16 protein-coding genes and 1 pseudogene are annotated in these 15,345 nt (G+C 61.8%); 11 read left to right on the top strand and 6 right to left on the bottom strand.

Translation table 11 applies throughout. The features are described 5' to 3' along the window. Nucleotides 1–15 precede the first annotated feature (15 nt). Nucleotides 16–354: pseudogene (locus CJD35_RS15295) on the top strand (integrase core domain-containing protein); the annotation flags it as partial. Here the strand turns inward: CJD35_RS15295 and CJD35_RS15290 are convergent. Beyond that, complete coding sequence (locus CJD35_RS15290) at nt 343–675, bottom strand: alpha/beta fold hydrolase (RefSeq protein ID WP_017180974.1); 333 nt, start codon at nt 673–675, stop codon at nt 343–345. The pseudogene CJD35_RS15295 and the gene CJD35_RS15290 overlap by 12 nt on opposite strands. A 259-nt stretch (nt 676–934) precedes the next feature. Here CJD35_RS15290 and CJD35_RS23085 point away from each other — a divergent pair, with 259 nt between their 5' ends. Further along, nucleotides 935–1,672: a vWA domain-containing protein gene (locus tag CJD35_RS23085; RefSeq protein ID WP_241763559.1), complete on the top strand. Its 738-nt coding sequence runs from the start codon at nt 935–937 to the stop codon at nt 1,670–1,672. A gap of 122 nt (nt 1,673–1,794) precedes the next feature. Here the strand turns inward: CJD35_RS23085 and CJD35_RS15280 are convergent, their stop codons facing one another. Continuing rightward, nucleotides 1,795–4,029: a DUF3857 domain-containing protein gene (locus CJD35_RS15280; RefSeq protein WP_244917287.1), complete on the bottom strand. Its 2,235-nt coding sequence runs from the start codon at nt 4,027–4,029 to the stop codon at nt 1,795–1,797. A gap of 92 nt (nt 4,030–4,121) precedes the next feature. Here CJD35_RS15280 and CJD35_RS15275 point away from each other — a divergent pair, with 92 nt between their 5' ends. Genes CJD35_RS15275 through speD form a run of 8 tightly spaced genes read left to right on the top strand, consistent with a single transcriptional unit; the run spans nt 4,122 to nt 11,007 of the window. Next, a complete protein-coding gene (locus CJD35_RS15275) occupies nt 4,122–5,111 on the top strand; it encodes an SPFH domain-containing protein (RefSeq protein WP_017180977.1) in 990 nt (329 codons plus the stop codon). Nucleotides 5,112–5,117: 6 nt separating this feature from the next. Then, nucleotides 5,118–5,786, top strand: coding sequence for a DUF4178 domain-containing protein (locus CJD35_RS15270; RefSeq protein WP_017180978.1), 669 nt, complete (start codon nt 5,118–5,120; stop codon nt 5,784–5,786). After that, entirely contained in the window at nt 5,779–7,119 is a 1,341-nt protein-coding gene (locus CJD35_RS15265; RefSeq protein ID WP_017180979.1) for a DUF4178 domain-containing protein, read from the top strand. The genes CJD35_RS15270 and CJD35_RS15265 overlap by 8 nt, the downstream gene beginning before the upstream one ends. Beyond that, nucleotides 7,116–7,262 carry a hypothetical protein gene (locus CJD35_RS22750; protein ID WP_017180980.1) on the top strand — a complete coding sequence of 49 codons (147 nt, stop codon included), beginning with the start codon at nt 7,116–7,118 and terminating at the stop codon, nt 7,260–7,262. The genes CJD35_RS15265 and CJD35_RS22750 overlap by 4 nt, the downstream gene beginning before the upstream one ends. A gap of 9 nt (nt 7,263–7,271) precedes the next feature. After that, a complete protein-coding gene (locus CJD35_RS15260) occupies nt 7,272–7,484 on the top strand; it encodes a DUF350 domain-containing protein (protein ID WP_017180981.1) in 213 nt (70 codons plus the stop codon). Then, nucleotides 7,477–9,012: a polyamine aminopropyltransferase gene (locus CJD35_RS15255; protein ID WP_017180982.1), complete on the top strand. Its 1,536-nt coding sequence runs from the start codon at nt 7,477–7,479 to the stop codon at nt 9,010–9,012. The genes CJD35_RS15260 and CJD35_RS15255 overlap by 8 nt, the downstream gene beginning before the upstream one ends. Next, entirely contained in the window at nt 9,002–10,612 is a 1,611-nt protein-coding gene (locus CJD35_RS15250; RefSeq protein ID WP_017180983.1) for an NAD(P)-binding protein, read from the top strand. The genes CJD35_RS15255 and CJD35_RS15250 overlap by 11 nt, the downstream gene beginning before the upstream one ends. Next, on the top strand, nt 10,609–11,007 hold the full coding sequence (gene speD, locus CJD35_RS15245; RefSeq protein ID WP_019052409.1) for an adenosylmethionine decarboxylase: 399 nt from the start codon (nt 10,609–10,611) through the stop codon (nt 11,005–11,007). The genes CJD35_RS15250 and speD overlap by 4 nt, the downstream gene beginning before the upstream one ends. A 186-nt stretch (nt 11,008–11,193) precedes the next feature. Here the strand turns inward: speD and CJD35_RS15235 are convergent, their stop codons facing one another. Further along, nucleotides 11,194–12,426 carry an FAD-dependent oxidoreductase gene (locus tag CJD35_RS15235; protein ID WP_017183446.1) on the bottom strand — a complete coding sequence of 411 codons (1,233 nt, stop codon included), beginning with the start codon at nt 12,424–12,426 and terminating at the stop codon, nt 11,194–11,196. 159 nt (nt 12,427–12,585) lie between these two features. Then, entirely contained in the window at nt 12,586–12,759 is a 174-nt protein-coding gene (locus CJD35_RS22490) for a hypothetical protein (RefSeq protein ID WP_017183445.1), read from the bottom strand. A 112-nt stretch (nt 12,760–12,871) separates the two neighbouring features. Between CJD35_RS22490 and CJD35_RS15230 the strand changes: the two genes are divergently transcribed. Continuing rightward, complete coding sequence (locus tag CJD35_RS15230) at nt 12,872–13,711, top strand: phosphotransferase family protein (RefSeq protein WP_100215222.1); 840 nt, start codon at nt 12,872–12,874, stop codon at nt 13,709–13,711. A gap of 241 nt (nt 13,712–13,952) precedes the next feature. Here CJD35_RS15230 and CJD35_RS15225 read toward each other — a convergent pair whose 3' ends face one another. Together CJD35_RS15225 and CJD35_RS15220 are read right to left on the bottom strand one after the other, a co-directional pair. Continuing rightward, nucleotides 13,953–14,849 carry an HpcH/HpaI aldolase/citrate lyase family protein gene (locus CJD35_RS15225; RefSeq protein WP_017183443.1) on the bottom strand — a complete coding sequence of 299 codons (897 nt, stop codon included), beginning with the start codon at nt 14,847–14,849 and terminating at the stop codon, nt 13,953–13,955. Beyond that, nucleotides 14,846–15,301 (bottom strand): MaoC family dehydratase, encoded by a 456-nt coding sequence (locus CJD35_RS15220; protein WP_017183442.1) that lies wholly within the window; start codon nt 15,299–15,301, stop codon nt 14,846–14,848. The genes CJD35_RS15225 and CJD35_RS15220 overlap by 4 nt, the downstream gene beginning before the upstream one ends. Between the last annotated feature and the right edge of the window lie 44 nt (nt 15,302–15,345).

The following is a 15,345-nucleotide window of genomic DNA, read 5'->3' as shown; positions in this document are numbered from 1 at the left end:
TTCCCAATGTGCTACGGCAGCGAATTTATCGCAACTGCCGTCCAGAAATGGCTGGGGCAGATCGGCGTGAAGACGCTCTACATCGCACCGGGATCACCATGGGAGAATGGATATAACGAAAGCTTCGATGGGTCGCTTCGCAACGAACTGCTTAATGGCAAGATCTTCTATAGTCTCGCCGAGGCCAAAGTGCTGATCGAATCATGGCGGCGGCATTACAACACTGTCCGCCCGCACGGCAGCCTGGGCTACCGACCACCGGCCCGGAAACGGCGACACCGCCATATCTCGGCCTCCGGTTCCGCTTCGCTCCACCTCCGTCTGGATATGGCGGCAATAACCTTAATTCACTAACAAACCAATCGGTCCATTCGGCGGGGGCAGATCAGGAGCAATTTGCAGTTTCCCAACGAAAAGGTTCCGCTTGCTCACTCCACGCGCGTGCCTCGTTGGGTGAATGACGACGTGCGGCGCACCTTCGTGAACCACAAGCCGAGACTGCGGGATCAGTTCGGCATAGCGCCCGCCGGTGGGATAGATCGGGACCGACGCATCGCGATCACCGTAAATGATCGTCATCCGCAACCGAAGCGCCTCCGCTTTCGCCCGGAAATCCGTGTGCATGAAGGCACGTTGGAGATCGATGGAGGTCCATCGTGAGCAGTCGAGGATCATGCTACCGAGCCATTCGCTGACTGCTGGATTGGTCCCCGGCGCAAACGCATCCTTGGTGGCCTCGATTCAGCCCCCAGAATCGCTCCCATCTGTGTCATGAGCATATCGAGCATTTCTGCCGACGCGCCGGGCGGGGCTTCTCTTCCGAGGCGACCAGAAGCGGCCCCATCGCTCCAACGATGACCATCCTCGCTTTCGACAAAAGGCACTGTCATGCCGCACCTCCATCTAGAAAGCCTACGACCTCTGCGATGCGCCCTTGCGCGTCGACCCGCACGAAATCGGTTCCTCGCACCACAGGCTCCCCGCTATCGATCGAAAGCGCCCAAGAGAAACGGATATTGCCGCCATGCTCGTCGACCGGGCCGGTGAGTGCGAAGTCATGTCCAGGAAATTGCGATCGCGCCGCGGCGATCATGGCCGAAATGCCTTCTCGTCCTTCTCCCTGCATCAAAGGATCTACGTAAAGGGCATCGACCAGCTGCTTGCGGCCCATGCCGATGGCGGCGGCGACATGCCCGAGGCCGTCGACCGTGCCCTGATCGCAGCCGACGATATGCAATGGCGCCCGGAGGCCGCCAAGGCGGTGCTGCTGATCTCGGACGCACCACCCCATCGCGACGCGTTCGGCGCGACGCTCGATGCGGTCGCGCATTTGCGCGAGCAGGGCGTCAGAATTGTCCCGATCGCGGCGAGCGGCGTCGAGGATAGCGCCCAATATGTCATGCGGGCGATGGCAGCGCTCACCGGAGGGCGCTATATCTTCCTTACCGACGATAGTGGTATCGGCAACGGACATGCCGAGCCGAATATCGACTGCTATGTCGTGACCCGGCTCAACCAACTGATTGCGCGGGTGCTCGCGGGAATTGTGGGAGGCCATCGCGTCGAACCGGAGCAGGGCGAGATTATCCGGACAGTCGGCAGCTATGATCGAGGTCGATGTAAGACAACGCAAATACAGCGTACTGATGCACAGGTCGAGCATGAGGGCTAATATTCTGTCGCCTGGGATCGCTAGCGGACCGTCTGATCCCGATATGAAAGGAATTTGCCGCTGAACGCCTCCAGAGGGTCGGGTCCGCACGGCCCGCAGCCGCTGCTGACCCTACGCCGCTTTCACCGATCCGGGCCAGATGCCAGGCAGGGCACATTGTCACCAGTCCAATCGATCTCGGTCGTTGTAGGCACTCTACTGCGTGCCTGAGCATCCGTGTTTTTGCCGCTCGGATTGTAGGTTATCCATGCCATGCTGTTATCAAACGCAGCGATGCGACCATTGTCATGCTGCGCTTTGGAAGCATCGACTTCCGTTTGTTCGGTTCTCGATCCACGGATCATGCGCAACGAGCCGTCATATATGTCGAATGCACGGTAATATGCGCGCCCAAACATCCGGTTATTAATATCATCCTTGTGCGACCACTGCTCCGCCCTTGTCGTGGATGGCAGGCGGACCGTGGTGACGTGACAGCTAAAATCCGGCTTGTTGTAGAATGGCAGCGCCTGATCCTGCTCTTTCGCGCGTATTCGCTTTTCTGGCGGGTTGAAGCCACCACCCGGCAGCGCCAGCGATTTTACTCCATCGCCGTCATCGTCCCAGTCGACGGCGCCTGTGCCGACGACGGTCAATATGCTGGCCTGCGCCTTCGCATCATAGCGCCACTGAACATCCTCGATGGTCTGCCATGTATTTCCGATCGCATTCTGACGAAACGCGCTGAGCAGTTGCGTGGGCGTCGCTACAGAAAATTGCACCTCCTGCTGCAAGCCTTCGATTCCGCGCTTGATGGTTGTATTGGTAATGCGTGCGGGCTTGTCGAAGCCAGCACGCGCATCGATTTCGAATAGCGTGATCTCATTCGGTCGCGAAGCAGGTGCCCAGCCAAGCCGCTCAAGACCGCCTCCCTGCCTGGTCAACGGCAAAACCCATCGATAGGAAATGACCGGCTCTTGTGTAGGTGGGACAACGGCAGGCATCGTGCCATCAAGCCAATAGATCTTTCCATCGATGCTCGCCCGTACCAGCACGTGATCGAACATGCGTGGGCTGGGCAGCCGCTGATCCATGCCATCATCAGTACCACTATTATTGACGAGGACCGGCTCGGCTTCGACGCCTAGCTCACGCAGCAATGCCAACAGCAGAGCGGTCTTGGCCTTGCAATCGCCGTAACGGCGTTGCCATGTCTCATCGGCTCCTGCCGGTGTCAGATTGCCGCCATTCAGCCCGACATAAATATAGCGGACATCCTGCTGCACCATTTTCAGGGCGGCGGCAGCGCGGTCGAGCGGCTTCGCATGGGCCGCGGCGATGCGGGCGGCCTCCTGCTTGAGTGAGGAGTTGGCGTTCAGACTCGACGCATTGGCAAATAGCGGCGCAAAAAGGCGCGATATGCCCTGCCAGTCGCTGAAACTGCTATACTCGACGACCCGCTGCCATTGATAACGAGGGGGCGCATCCTTGGGCGGCGCCAGGACGCCAGGGTTGTCGAACCGATAGTCGATGGCATTCGGGCTCTGTTCAGCCACCGTCATCATATCGTTGGTCATCTTGATGGCGGGCTTGTTTTTTTCCTCCCAACTTAGACGAAGATGGTATCGGCCCGGCGCCGGATCGGCGGCAAGGAGAAGCAGGCCGGCATCGTCCTTCCCCAACGTGGGATCACTCGCAGGGAGCGTTGCGCCAAACTCGATTTCATCCCCGACCCTGAGATCGGGCACACGCAAAACGGCGGTCAGATTGCCATCCAGCCTTGCCGCTTCAAGCTGGTCTTCTCGACGCAGAATCTCGAACGAAGCCGTCTTCAATAAGTCGATGACCTGACCTTCGCGATGGATCTTCATTGCGTGGACGACAGGCGAACCAGCCGCTGGATTCCATGCCAGCGACAGATTGCCAAGCTGAAGCGCGTTGGGATGTAGGATCTTTATGCGATAGCCGTTGTAGAGCAGTTGCCCTTTGTCATCGAGATGAACCTCAGTGTCCTGACGGCGGATGAAAACCGCGCCTGCAGCGTCGGCAGGAACAGGCATAGGCTCCGACTGGACGGCCCATTTGGGCGCAGGCCCAGTTTGAATCTTACTGTTCGCTGCATAAGCGGTGGATCCGGCAAGCAGGCTCGCCAAGCAAGCAGAAATCGTGAACCGCACAACATCCCCCTGAGATTTGCGCCATAATGTCTGCGGCTGCGGTTTAAGCAAGTGTTTGATGGCTCTTGCAATCGCGGGTGAATATCCAAGGCTCTTCGGCAACGGGGGCATCGACCTCTCGTCCGCCGTTGAGAGCAGGACGTAAGGCGTCAAACGGCGCCAAAGGGGTTGCAAGCGGAACCGGATCGCGACCTCGGACAAGATCAGAAAAGGGTCATAAGTCTCGCATGCTGCAATTTCGCTTGTCCCGTGGGCCTGCTATTCTAAGCTGGCGACCAGCGTGGGGGAGCGACATGGGTATATTGGATTTTCTGTCGAAACAGTTTGTGGATGTCATCGACTGGGTGGAAGAGCCGGGTCAGCTCGGCTGGCGCGTTCCGCTCGCCGACCGGGAAATCCAGAATGGCGCGCAACTGACGGTGCGGGAGGGGCAGATCGCCGCCTTCTTCAACGAAGGGCGGATCGCGGATATGTTCGGTCCCGGCCTTTACACGCTCGACACATCTACCCTGCCACTGATGACGGCCATCATGAACTGGGACAAGGGTTTCAAGTCGCCCTTCAAGTCGGACGTCTATTTCTTCTCCGAAAAGGAGCAGATCGGCCTGAAATGGGGCACGGCGCAGCCGGTGACGCTACGCGATCCCGAACTGGGGCCGCTGCGCGTCCGCGCCTTTGGCAGTTACAGCTTCCGTATCAAAGAGGTAGCACCCTTTGCCTCGCGCATCATGGGCACGCTGGGCGAGGTGAAGGTGGCGGATATCGAGCCGCAACTGCGTGCCGCGATCCAGACTGCGCTTGCGACGGGGGTGGCCGGCGGCGGCACCGCTTTCCTGGATCTGGCAGCCAGCCAGACCGCTTTGTCCGAAGCGCTCAAGGCCGCGGTCACGCCGACCTTCGCCCAATGGGGGCTGTCGGTCGAAAGCTTCTTTGTAGAGAGCCTGTCCCTTCCCGAAGAGGTACAGAAACATCTCGACAAGGCCAGTTCGATGCGCGTGCTGGGCGATCTTGACCGCTACGCCAAATTCCAGGCAGCCGAAGCAATCGAGACGGCCGCCGCTCAGTCTGGTGGCGTTGCCGGGGTCGGTGCCGGCGCTGCGGCCGGGCTGGCCATCGGCCAGGCGATGACCGGCGCCTTGGGCGGCACAGCGAGCGCGCCCTCCGCCCCGGCCGAAGACCCGTTCGCGCTGATCGAAAAGCTGCACAAGCTGCTGGATATGGGCGCGCTGACCCAAGCCGAATTCGATACGAAGAAGGCGGAACTGCTGGGCCGTATTCGATAGCACCGTATGCAGTTGGTCACCTGTCCCACTTGCGGCGCGGAGGTTGCCTTCCGCTCGTCGGCGCTGCCCGTTCGGGTGTGCGACTATTGTCGCACGCTCGTGGTGCGTTACAATCAGGGCGCGCAGGGGATGGGGGAGGCTGGCGTCCTGCCGTTCGATATCAGCCCGATCCAGATCGGGACGGAAGGGCGCTGTTTCGATCAGAATTTCCAGATCATCGGTCGGGTGCGCTGGGCCTGGGACGATGGCGCCTGGAACGAATGGCTGATGCTTCTGGCTGACGGCAGTCACGCCTGGCTTGGGGAGGCTATGGGCCAATTTATGGCGCTGCGCGAGGTAGAACTGACGGGATCGCTGGCGCAGGTCATCCGCCGCCTGATGAACGATACCCCTGTCAAACCGGGCGAAAGCGGCAATATCGCCGGACAATCCTATGAGGTCGCCGATATCCGCACCGTATGCTGCATCGGCTGCGAAGGCGAACTGCCCTTCACCGCGCCCATCGGCTGGGAAGCGCTAAGCGTCGATTTTCGCAATCGCGACGGGCGCTGCGCCTCCTTCCAGAAAGATCGGCATGGACCGTCCCTCTATGTCGGCCATCATGTGAACCTGGCCTCGCTGCAACCGCGTAACCTGCGTCCGCTTCCCGGCTGGAGCCTGCCCGCTTATGGCTGAGGAGGACAGCGTCCGCGCCCTGTCATGCCCGGCCTGCGGCGGGACGATCGCCCTTCGCGCGGCCGGCTATACGGTCACGCTGGCCTGCGAATATTGCGGCACGCTGATCGACGCGACCGATCCGGCGGCGCGGATCATCACCCGCTACAATGAAATGCAGGCTTCGCTTGCGATCCCGCTCGGCACGCGCGGCACGTTGCGCGGCGTGGAATGGGAAGCGATCGGCTGGCTGCAACGGTCGGACGGCTGGGCGATCTGGGACGAATATCTGCTGTTCAATCCCTATGTCGGCTATCGTTGGCTGATCGCGCAGAATGGCCAGTGGAGTCTGGGCACGATGCTGACCGCCGCGCCGCAGCGCGACGGGCCGGACCGGGTCGTCGCTGGTCGACGCTTCACCCCCTTTTACAGCGTCACAACTGCGCGCGTGACGCGGGTGGCGGGCGAATTCTACTGGCGGGTGAAGCCGGGCGAGGAAGTGCGCGCGAGCGACTATGTACGCCCCGGCTTCATGCTCAGCCTGGAACAGGATGATCGGGAGAATAGCTGGACGATCAGCGAACTGTTGACCGGGCGGGAGATACGGGCGGCATTCGATGTCGATCCGCCGCCCGTCTGGATACCCGGTATGACGCCGCTGGCGCACCAGCCTTCGCCCTATGCCCGGCGGATCAAGGGCTGGTGGCCGATCGCTGCCCTGTCCTTCGTGGCGCTGCTGGTTTTGCTGACCCTGTTCGGCAGGACCATGCAACCGCAAATGTTCAGCCTGTCGGTGACGCCCGACGGCCCCACAGTGTCGCAGACATTCGGCCCAATCGTGCTGCCGCTCGGCAAACAGGCGATGACGGTCGAGGCGATGACACCCGGTGTGGAGCAAGGCTGGGTCGATATCGACGTCGCCTTCGTCAATCGTAAGACGCAGGACAGCTATGACGCCTATGCCCTGAACGAACATTATTCGGGCCGGGACTCGGACGGCTATTGGTCCGAAGGGGCGCGGTCGCAGACCTTGAAGGTTGCGAGTCTGCCTGCCGGAACTTACGATCTCGTCGTCGATGCGCAGGCGCATCATTGGGGCAGTTCTGGCAATTGGACCTTTGACGCGTCGAGCAGTACCTACAAGACCGAAGGCCAGCCCCCGATCGAGGTCAACCTGACGGTGGCGCGCGGCGCTCGCTTCACGTCCAATTTCTGGCTGGCGGTGCTGATGATCCTGTTACCACCATTGTTCATGCTGGTCCTTCACATCTTGTTCGAAAATGCCCGGCTGGCGCAGAAGGACGGTTCACCCGCCGATGCCGACGACTGGTTGCGGGGGATGGAAGCGCCATGAGCCGCAGCAGCTTCCTCTACGCCCTTTGGTGCCTGGGCGTATTGGGTCTTTATCTGACTGCCGCGGCGCAGGGCTATTCGCCCTTCGCCGACGGCGGACGCACTGCCGGCGCCGCCCGCGCCTACGGCCCCACCCATAAATAGGAGACGTCGATGATCATCGCTCTGCCGACCTTGCTCAATTCGTTGGTCTATGCCGGGATCGGCATGCTCGTTTTCGTCGCCGGCTTCGTTCTTTTGGACCTGCTGACGCCGGGCAAGCTGTGGGAGGAGATAAGGGACAAGCAGAATGTCGCCGTTGCCCAGTTCGCTGGCGCCATCGCCATTGCCCTGGGTATCATCGTAGCTGCCGCTATTCATGGCTGACGCATCGGCGCCGACCGAGCGCAGGCGCACCGCGCTGGTCGGGTTGCTGCTGGCCAGCGTGTTCGCTGTCGCGACCTGCGGCCTCATCTACGAACTGCTTGCCGGGACGATCGCCAGCTATCTGCTGGGCGACAGCGTCACGCAATTTTCGATCATCATAGGCACCTATCTGTTCGCCATGGGAGTGGGCAGTTGGTGCTCACGCTATGTCAAGCGCGACGAGCTGCGCCTGTTCATCCGGGTCGAGATATTGGTGGCGCTGGTGGGTGGCTGGTCGGCAGCGGGGTTGTTCCTGCTTTTCCCGCTGGTGGAGCAGTTTCGCCCGATCCTCTATGGCCTTGTCTTTGTCATCGGCTTTCTGGTGGGTCTGGAGATTCCGCTGCTGATGCGCATCCTGCGCGACCGGTTCGATTTCAGCGAGACGGTGTCGAACGTGCTGACCTTCGACTATGTCGGCGCACTGGCTGCTTCATTGCTGTTTCCGCTCCTGCTGGTGCCACATCTGGGACTGATCCGAACCGGGCTCATGTTCGGCCTGCTCAATGTCGGTGTCGCGCTGCTCCTGTTGCTTCTAGTACCATCACGCGCCAGCCTGATGCGGGAACGCATTCTGGCGTTGGTCGTGATGATGAGCCTGATCGCAGGCTTGCTGACGGCCGAGCGAATCCAGCGCTGGTCGGAAATCGCCGCTTATGGGGAGCGCGTGATTTACGCGACGTCCAGCCCCTATCAGCGGCTGGTGCTGACCCGACACGACGATGACATCCGCCTATACCTCAACGGCAACCTCCAATTTTCCTCACGCGACGAATATCGCTATCATGAAGCGCTGGTGCATCCGGCAATGGGCCGTGTAGCACGCCCGGCCAATGTACTGATCCTGGGCGGGGGCGACGGGCTGGCCGCGCGCGAGGTGTTCCGCCATCCCGGCGTGCGGCATGTCACATTGGTCGACCTTGATCCCGCCATGACCCGCCTGTTCAGTCAGACCGGCCTGCTGCGCGCGCTGAACGGCGATGCGCTGACCGACAAGCGTATGCATGTCGTCAACGCTGATGCTTTCCGGTGGGTACGCGAGACGAAGGCGCGCTTCGATGTCATCATCGTCGACTTTCCCGATCCGGTCGATTTCTCGGTGGGCAAGCTCTATACCGAAACCTTCTACCGCATGTTGCGCCCGCATCTGGCGCCCGGCGGCATGGCAGTGGTCCAGAGCACGTCGCCGCTGGTCGCGCCCGCCGCTTTCTGGACGGTGGCGCAGACGCTGGAGACGGCCGGTTTTCAGACCAGACCCTATCATGTCTATGTGCCGAGCTTCGGCGAATGGGGCTTCATCCTGGCCGGGCTGGTCGATCCTGGCACGACGACGCGCCTGCTGCCTGGCAATCGATTTTTGTCGGATGCGACCGCCCGGCAGGCATTGGTCTTTCCGCTCGACATGGCACGCCGCCGGGTGCCGGTAAACCGTCTGGACAATCAGGCGCTGGTGCGCAGCTTCGCCGAGGAATGGGCGCGCTATGAAGGCTGACGCGGGCGGCCCAAGCAGGCGCGCCATCCTCAAGGGCGGGATGGCGGCTGCCACTGTGCTTGCGCTGCCAGCCTGTGAAACGCCGACTTCGGGCAGCAGCGGGGGAGCGGACATGGCGCTTGGCCACCGCCTGCGCGATGGCGCCTTCCCCGAACCGGTGCGCGAAGAGCGCGTGCCGCTCCTGATCGCTGGCGGTGGCGTGGCGGGGCTGTCGGCGGGCTGGCGATTGCGTGAGGCCGGCTTCGACGATTTCCGCCTGATCGAACTCGAAGACCAGCCTGGCGGCAATGCCCGTGGCGGTCGCAATGCCGTGTCAGCCTATCCCTTGGGCGCGCATTACCTACCCATTCCCAACGAGGAAGCGCGCGGGCTGCGCCATATGCTGCGACAAATGGGGGTGATCGTGGGCGAGCGGGATGGCAAGCCGGTCTATGACCCGCTGCAACTCTGCGCCGATTTGCAGGAGCGGCTGCTCTGGCAGGGGAAATGGCAGGAGGGGCTGGTACCCCGAACCGGCCTGTCTTCCAAGGACGAAGCCGACCTTGCCGCCTTCAACCGCACCATGGCCGACTTTTCCCGTCGCCGCGATACGGAAGGGCGGCCTGCCTTCGCCATTCCCATCGCCTATAGCGCAAGGGATGCCGATCTGCTTGCGCTCGATCGGATGAGCTTCGCGCAGTGGCTCGACCAGCAGGGCTGGACCTCCTCTGTGCTGCGCGCGCATGTTCGTTACGCCTGCCGTGACGATTACGGCACTGAACCAGCCGACGTCTCCGCCTGGGCCGGCATTCATTATTTTGCGAGCCGGCGTGGCTTCACTGCGGATGGTTCGGGCGACAATGAACTGACCTGGCCTGAAGGCAATAGCCGCCTGACGAGCTTGATCGCTGATCGATTGGGGGATCGCATCACGACGGGGCAGGTCGCCTTTCGTGCCCGGCCTGACGAGAAGGGAGCGATGGTTGATGTGTTCGATGCGCAGCAGGGCAGCAGCATCCGTTATCGTGCTGACGCCGTGATCCTTGCCATGCCGCATTTCATCGCCACCCGCCTGCTGGGCGAGAAGCCCGATGCAGCCTACAGCTATGCCCCCTGGCTGATTGCCAACGTCACCGTCGATCGCGCGCCGGAGGGGAAGGGCAGCGCGCTTGCCTGGGATAATGTATCGGCCAGCAGCGCTTCGCTCGGCTATGTCGTCGCCACCCACCAGAGCGACTCGCACACGGGGCCTACGGTGCTGACTTGGTATATGGCCCTGTCCGACATGCCGCCCGCGTCCGCCCGCCGCTTGCTGGTCGACCGGTCCGATGTGGATTGGCGGCGGCTGGTGCGTGACGATTTGCTTGGGATGAATCCGGACCTGAACGGCGCGATCCGGTCGATCGACCTCTGGAAGTGGGGTCACGCCATGGTCCGGCCGACGCCAGGTTTCCTGTGGGATGTCGCGCCGCGGCAACGCGCGGCTATCCTGCCGCCCTTCTTCCGTGCCCATTCGGACCTGAGCGGGCTGTCGCTGTTCGAGGAAGCCCATTATCGTGGCATGGCCGCGGCGGAAGCGGCGCTATCCTCGATCGGCCATCCGCATGAGACGCTACTATGATTCCGCCCATTACCTATGATGGCCGACACCTGTTGGCGGACCTTTACGGATGTCCCGTGCTGGACGATGTCGCTCTGATCGACGCCGCCCTGCGCGGCGCGGCGGACAGCGCCGGGGCGACAGTGATCGGCCTTCACCTCCATCATTTCGGTGAAGGACAGGGCGTCACCGGCGTCGCCCTGCTCGCAGAATCCCACATGTCGATCCACACCTGGCCGGAACATGGCTATGCAGCCGTCGACATTTTCCTGTGCGGCGCGCGCCATGATCCGGCAGCGGCACTTCATGTGCTATGTCGATATCTGTCGCCTGCCCGCATAAGCCAGAATCTAGTACGCCGGGGTGATGTTTCCGAGTTGGCGCGAGAAGCGGACGGTCAGAAACTGGAACGCTGAAGTTGATTTTCGAGCGGCCACTATATCTGGTCCATGCTTGTTCAGCGCGGTTGCGATTTGGCTGCGATCCAGGGCCAGCGACGTGAGCCCGGTCGTGCCGCAGCACGAAGGCGGCATTGGCGGAGCATAGCACGCACATGGCGTCGAAGGCGATGATCGGGCCGTGCTCGCTGGCAGGATTGGTACTCACGCGGCCACCGATTCTGGCGCGGGCCTATGAAGCGCACTTTCCAGCCCCAGCGGCCCAAGCGGATCGGCGACCAGTCCACTCACCATCGCCGCCTGTATGCTGGTAGCGGGCCAAAATTTGGACAGCGGGCCGACAAAACGATCGCGGATCAAGGGCAGCAAACGACTGTCCGATTGATAGACCGGCGTGAACAAGGCGGTGAGCCACTGGTAGGTCAGGACATGGCGTCGCCGCAGCTTGATGCCGAGACGAACCCCCTCATCCACCCCGTTCGCGTCCGCCAGACCTTTGGCTAGCGCCCAGGCATCGAGCAGGGCCATGTTGGCGCCCTGGCCCAGTTGGGGACTGGCGGAATGCCAGGCGTCGCCGATATGGACCAATGCCCGCTCAGCCGGTGACCGCAGGGTACGGTGCGCGTAGCGGGCGAAGGTCAACTGGTCGGGATCATCAATCTGGTCGAGCAACGGCGCACATGCGGGCCAGAGCGCGGTAACGCGAGCCTTCCACGGCCCCAATCCGGCCCGATGCCAGTCGCCCAGCCGATCGGCGCGCAACGACCAGAAGAAGGCGGCCTTTGGCGTCATAGCGCCAGGCGGGATGCCGATCGGCAAGACGCCCGCCATGATGCTGGCGCGGTCATAGCGCTGTGCAAGGGCATGAGGATCGAAGCGCGCGTCCTGCGGCAGGTCGAGGCTGGCCCAGAGTGCGCCATAGGCGAGTTCCCGGCCGGTCGGCGGCGCCAGTGGCGTGCGCGTGCCCAGCGCATCGACCACAAGATCATAGGGGATGCTGGTTTCGCCATCGGCAAAGCGCAACGTACGTTGCGCACCGACCGGTTCGCTGTCCACGAGCGTGCGCCCGGTATGGACGGTGATCCCCGCTCGCAGGACCGCCTCATGCAATATCGCAAACAGGCTGGCGCGATGGATGCCGATGCCAAACATAGCGCGGTGGCGCAGCGCGGCATAATGAACGTCAAGGACGACCCGGTCCCCCGCCTTGCCGAACAGCCGGTCGATGCGCGATCCGCGCCGCAACACGTCGTCCAGCAACCCCAATCGGCCAAGGACCGCCATGCCTGTGGGCTGGATCATCAGGCCCGAACCGATCGGGCGAGGCGTATCGAAACGCTCGAAAAGGGTGACCTGATGGCCCGCCCGATGCAGCAGCAGCGCCGCCGCCAGTCCACACGGCCCGCAGCCTGCGATCGCGATGTTCAGACCCCGCATGACCAACGTCTAGACGAGCAGGCAGGCCGTTCCAAGAGGATGGCCGGGAATCTATATTGGGGAGCGAGGGAGCGCGCTCGGAATATTCGGCGAAACTGAACCGGCATCCAGCGATACATGCCGAATTTCACCACCTGCCAACGAGCAAGATGACGCGCGTCATGCCGCTGCCAATCCCCCCATCGTTACATAATCCAGCTTGCCTGTGCCGAGCACCGGGAGCGCGTCCACTTCGCGAATGTCACGGGGAATGGCCAGTTCGGTGATGCCATTTGAGCGCCCCCATGACTGAAGATCGCTCGCCTTCGCGCCCTTGCGCGTCGTGAACAACACCAGTTGTTCGCCTTTGAATCACGCCCGCTCGTTAGCGCGTTCGACTTTGCTCCAACGCACCATCGCCATTTCTGGTAGAATAGCGGGCGGTTTACCGTAAGGAATAGGGGATATGGATGGTCCAACAAGCATGTCTGCGCCGTTTGGCGAACCGCAACGATTGATTGCCGGAGGCGAGAGTGCGCAACTGCTCGACCTTGGAAATGGCCATGTACTCAAATTGTTTCGTGAAGGCGTATCGGATGAGATGATTGCGCGGGAATCCGGTGCATCCTCCTATGCAGAGGGTTGCGGCGTGCCTACTGCGGCAGCGATCGGGCAGTGGGTTTGGGACGGGCGGCGCGGCATCGTTTATCCACGGCTTGAAGGCGGGACATTGATGGACTGGATTCGCCGCAAGCCATTTCGGGCAGGGTGGGCACTGGATCGGATGGGGGCCATGCATGCCGCCATGCATCAGAAGAGTGGAGGGGCGTTGCGCCCACTCAAACAAGTATTGGCTACAGACATCTCGCATGGCCCTGCGCCCGTCGCGCTGCAACGGGCTGCCATTGCCTATCTGAATACTCTACCTGAAGGACACGCGCTAATCCATGGCGACTTTCACCTTAGTAATGTCATGATGACGCCACAGGGCATGAGGGTGATTGACTGGTCGAAGGCAGCGTCGGGCCATCCGGCGGCCGATGCGGTGCGATCCGAGATGCTGATGCGGTTCGGCATCGGGCCTACCGATTGGGTGACTAATCTGTGGCGGGACTGGGCAGCGAGGCGATTGCGCAAAAGTTACATGGCAATGGGGGCTGTTTCACCCCCTGACTTGGCGCTTTGGCGACCCGTCGTGGCGCTGGCGTGGTTGCGGTCCCGCGACGCGGGAAGAACGCCAGCATTTCATCACTATCTGGATGTCGCGCTGCGAAATAATGGAATTGGCCGACTGCACCAATTGTGACTATGAAATCAAACGCCGTTCTTTGGGCTCAATCCGAACGGGACGGTCAGAAATATCCTGTGCAGCGAGGCATAATGGGCAACAAGGGGAGGCCGGTATGTCACGACGCAAAGTGCCTTGGATACCGAGCGACATTCTCGATCACGAGGCCCTTACCGTCACTGGCGGTCTATCCTACGATATGCCGCTATCGGGAGGCTTGAAGATCGAAGCGCCCGGTGATCCCTCTATGCCAGACGGATCAGCGGCGCACGTAGGCGGCAATCTGAGCCAGCACGTTGTTGGCCTGCTTGAGATGGGGGATGTCGAGCATCTTGCCATCCAGGCCGACCGTCCCCGCGCCATCGGCCGCCTCAAAGGCCGCGACGACCCGGCGGGCATGCTCAACCTCGGCAACCGTTGGCATGAAGCTTTCGTTGATCGGCGCGACCTGTGCGGGATGAATGGCGATACGGCCGCTCCATCCTTCCGCGCGGGCTGCGCGGCATGATGCGCGCAAGCCTTCCTCGTCGCGGAAATCGACGAACAAGGTATCGATCGCCGCCACGCCTGCTGCATGTGCACCGAGCAATGTCAGCGAACGGACCAGCTTATATGTCAGTGTCCATTCGCCGCTTGCGTCCAGATTGGTGCTTGCGCCCACGGCGGCGCTCAGATCTTCAGCCCCCCAAGTGAGACCGGCCAGCCGCGCCAGATTGGCTGCAGCATAGTCGCCAAGACGGAACGGTGCGATCGCGGTCTCGGTGGCGACCGGCAAAATCTTGATGCTGGTAGCGTCGATGCCCGCCTGGACTTCCAGCGCATCAAGGAAAAGCGAAACCGTGCGCACATCGTCCGGCCCATTAGCCTTTGGCAGCATGATCCCGTCCGGCGCGCCAGCGACGACTGCCGCCAGATCACCCAGCAGCAGGTCGGTGTCGAGCGGGTTGACCCGGACCCACAATTGCGACGTTCGCTGCTCGCGCGGGCGTGCCATGAGAAAGGCAGTCACCATCTCTCTCGCGCGCGCTTTGTTGGGCGGAGCAACGGAATCCTCCAGATCAAGGATCAGCGCATCGGCGCCTGTGCTATCGGCCTTTCCCAGCTTCTTTTCGCTGTCGCCGGGAATGAACAGAAAGGAACGGATCGGTGCGGTCATCCCTGTGGCCTTTTCAACTGGAGGCCGGAGCGCTTGCAACTCGCGACCAACTCACCATGCTGATTGAAGGCCTGATGCAGGAAGGTGACGATGCCTGCATTGGGCCGCGACTTGCTTTCACGCAGTTCGATGACTTCGCTGACGACATGGATGGTATCGCCGTGAAACAGCGGCTTGGGAAAGCGAACCTCGTCCCAGCCCAGATTGGCGACCGCTGTGCCCAGCGTCGTGTCGCCGACGGAAATGCCGACCATCAAGCCCAGCGTGAACGCACTGTTGACGATGCGCTGACCAAAATCGGTCCCGCGCATATATTCTTCGTCCAGATGGAGCAGGGCCGGGTTGTGCGTCATCGCGGTGAACAGCACATTGTCCGTTTCCGTCACGGTGCGCCGGATGGGATGCTCGAATATTTGCCCAACCGTCATTTCGTCAAACCACACGCCAGCCATCAGCTACACTCTCCGCTATCTCAGTCTGAACTACCCGCCCAACG

Source organism: Sphingobium xenophagum (genome assembly GCF_002288285.1).
GTDB lineage: Bacteria > Pseudomonadota > Alphaproteobacteria > Sphingomonadales > Sphingomonadaceae > Sphingobium > Sphingobium xenophagum.
Note: the sequence above shows the minus strand (reverse complement) of the source record. Positions and strands in the feature narration are given on the sequence as shown.

Excerpts from the sequence above, each read along its gene's own strand:
- CJD35_RS15265 (WP_017180979.1), top strand. The coding sequence starts at position 5,779 with ATGGCTGAGGAGGACAGCGTCCGCGCCCTGTCATGCCCGGCCTGCGGC.
- CJD35_RS15235 (WP_017183446.1), bottom strand. The coding sequence starts at position 12,426 with ATGCGGGGTCTGAACATCGCGATCGCAGGCTGCGGGCCGTGTGGACTG.
- speD (WP_019052409.1), top strand. The coding sequence starts at position 10,609 with ATGATTCCGCCCATTACCTATGATGGCCGACACCTGTTGGCGGACCTT.
- CJD35_RS15270 (WP_017180978.1), top strand. The coding sequence starts at position 5,118 with ATGCAGTTGGTCACCTGTCCCACTTGCGGCGCGGAGGTTGCCTTCCGC.
- CJD35_RS22750 (WP_017180980.1), top strand. The coding sequence starts at position 7,116 with ATGAGCCGCAGCAGCTTCCTCTACGCCCTTTGGTGCCTGGGCGTATTG.
- CJD35_RS15250 (WP_017180983.1), top strand. The coding sequence starts at position 9,002 with ATGAAGGCTGACGCGGGCGGCCCAAGCAGGCGCGCCATCCTCAAGGGC.
- CJD35_RS15275 (WP_017180977.1), top strand. The coding sequence starts at position 4,122 with ATGGGTATATTGGATTTTCTGTCGAAACAGTTTGTGGATGTCATCGAC.
- CJD35_RS15290 (WP_017180974.1), bottom strand. The coding sequence starts at position 675 with ATGATCCTCGACTGCTCACGATGGACCTCCATCGATCTCCAACGTGCC.
- CJD35_RS15225 (WP_017183443.1), bottom strand. The coding sequence starts at position 14,849 with ATGACCGCACCGATCCGTTCCTTTCTGTTCATTCCCGGCGACAGCGAA.
- CJD35_RS15220 (WP_017183442.1), bottom strand. The coding sequence starts at position 15,301 with ATGGCTGGCGTGTGGTTTGACGAAATGACGGTTGGGCAAATATTCGAG.
- CJD35_RS15230 (WP_100215222.1), top strand. The coding sequence starts at position 12,872 with ATGGATGGTCCAACAAGCATGTCTGCGCCGTTTGGCGAACCGCAACGA.
- CJD35_RS15255 (WP_017180982.1), top strand. The coding sequence starts at position 7,477 with ATGGCTGACGCATCGGCGCCGACCGAGCGCAGGCGCACCGCGCTGGTC.
- CJD35_RS15260 (WP_017180981.1), top strand. The coding sequence starts at position 7,272 with ATGATCATCGCTCTGCCGACCTTGCTCAATTCGTTGGTCTATGCCGGG.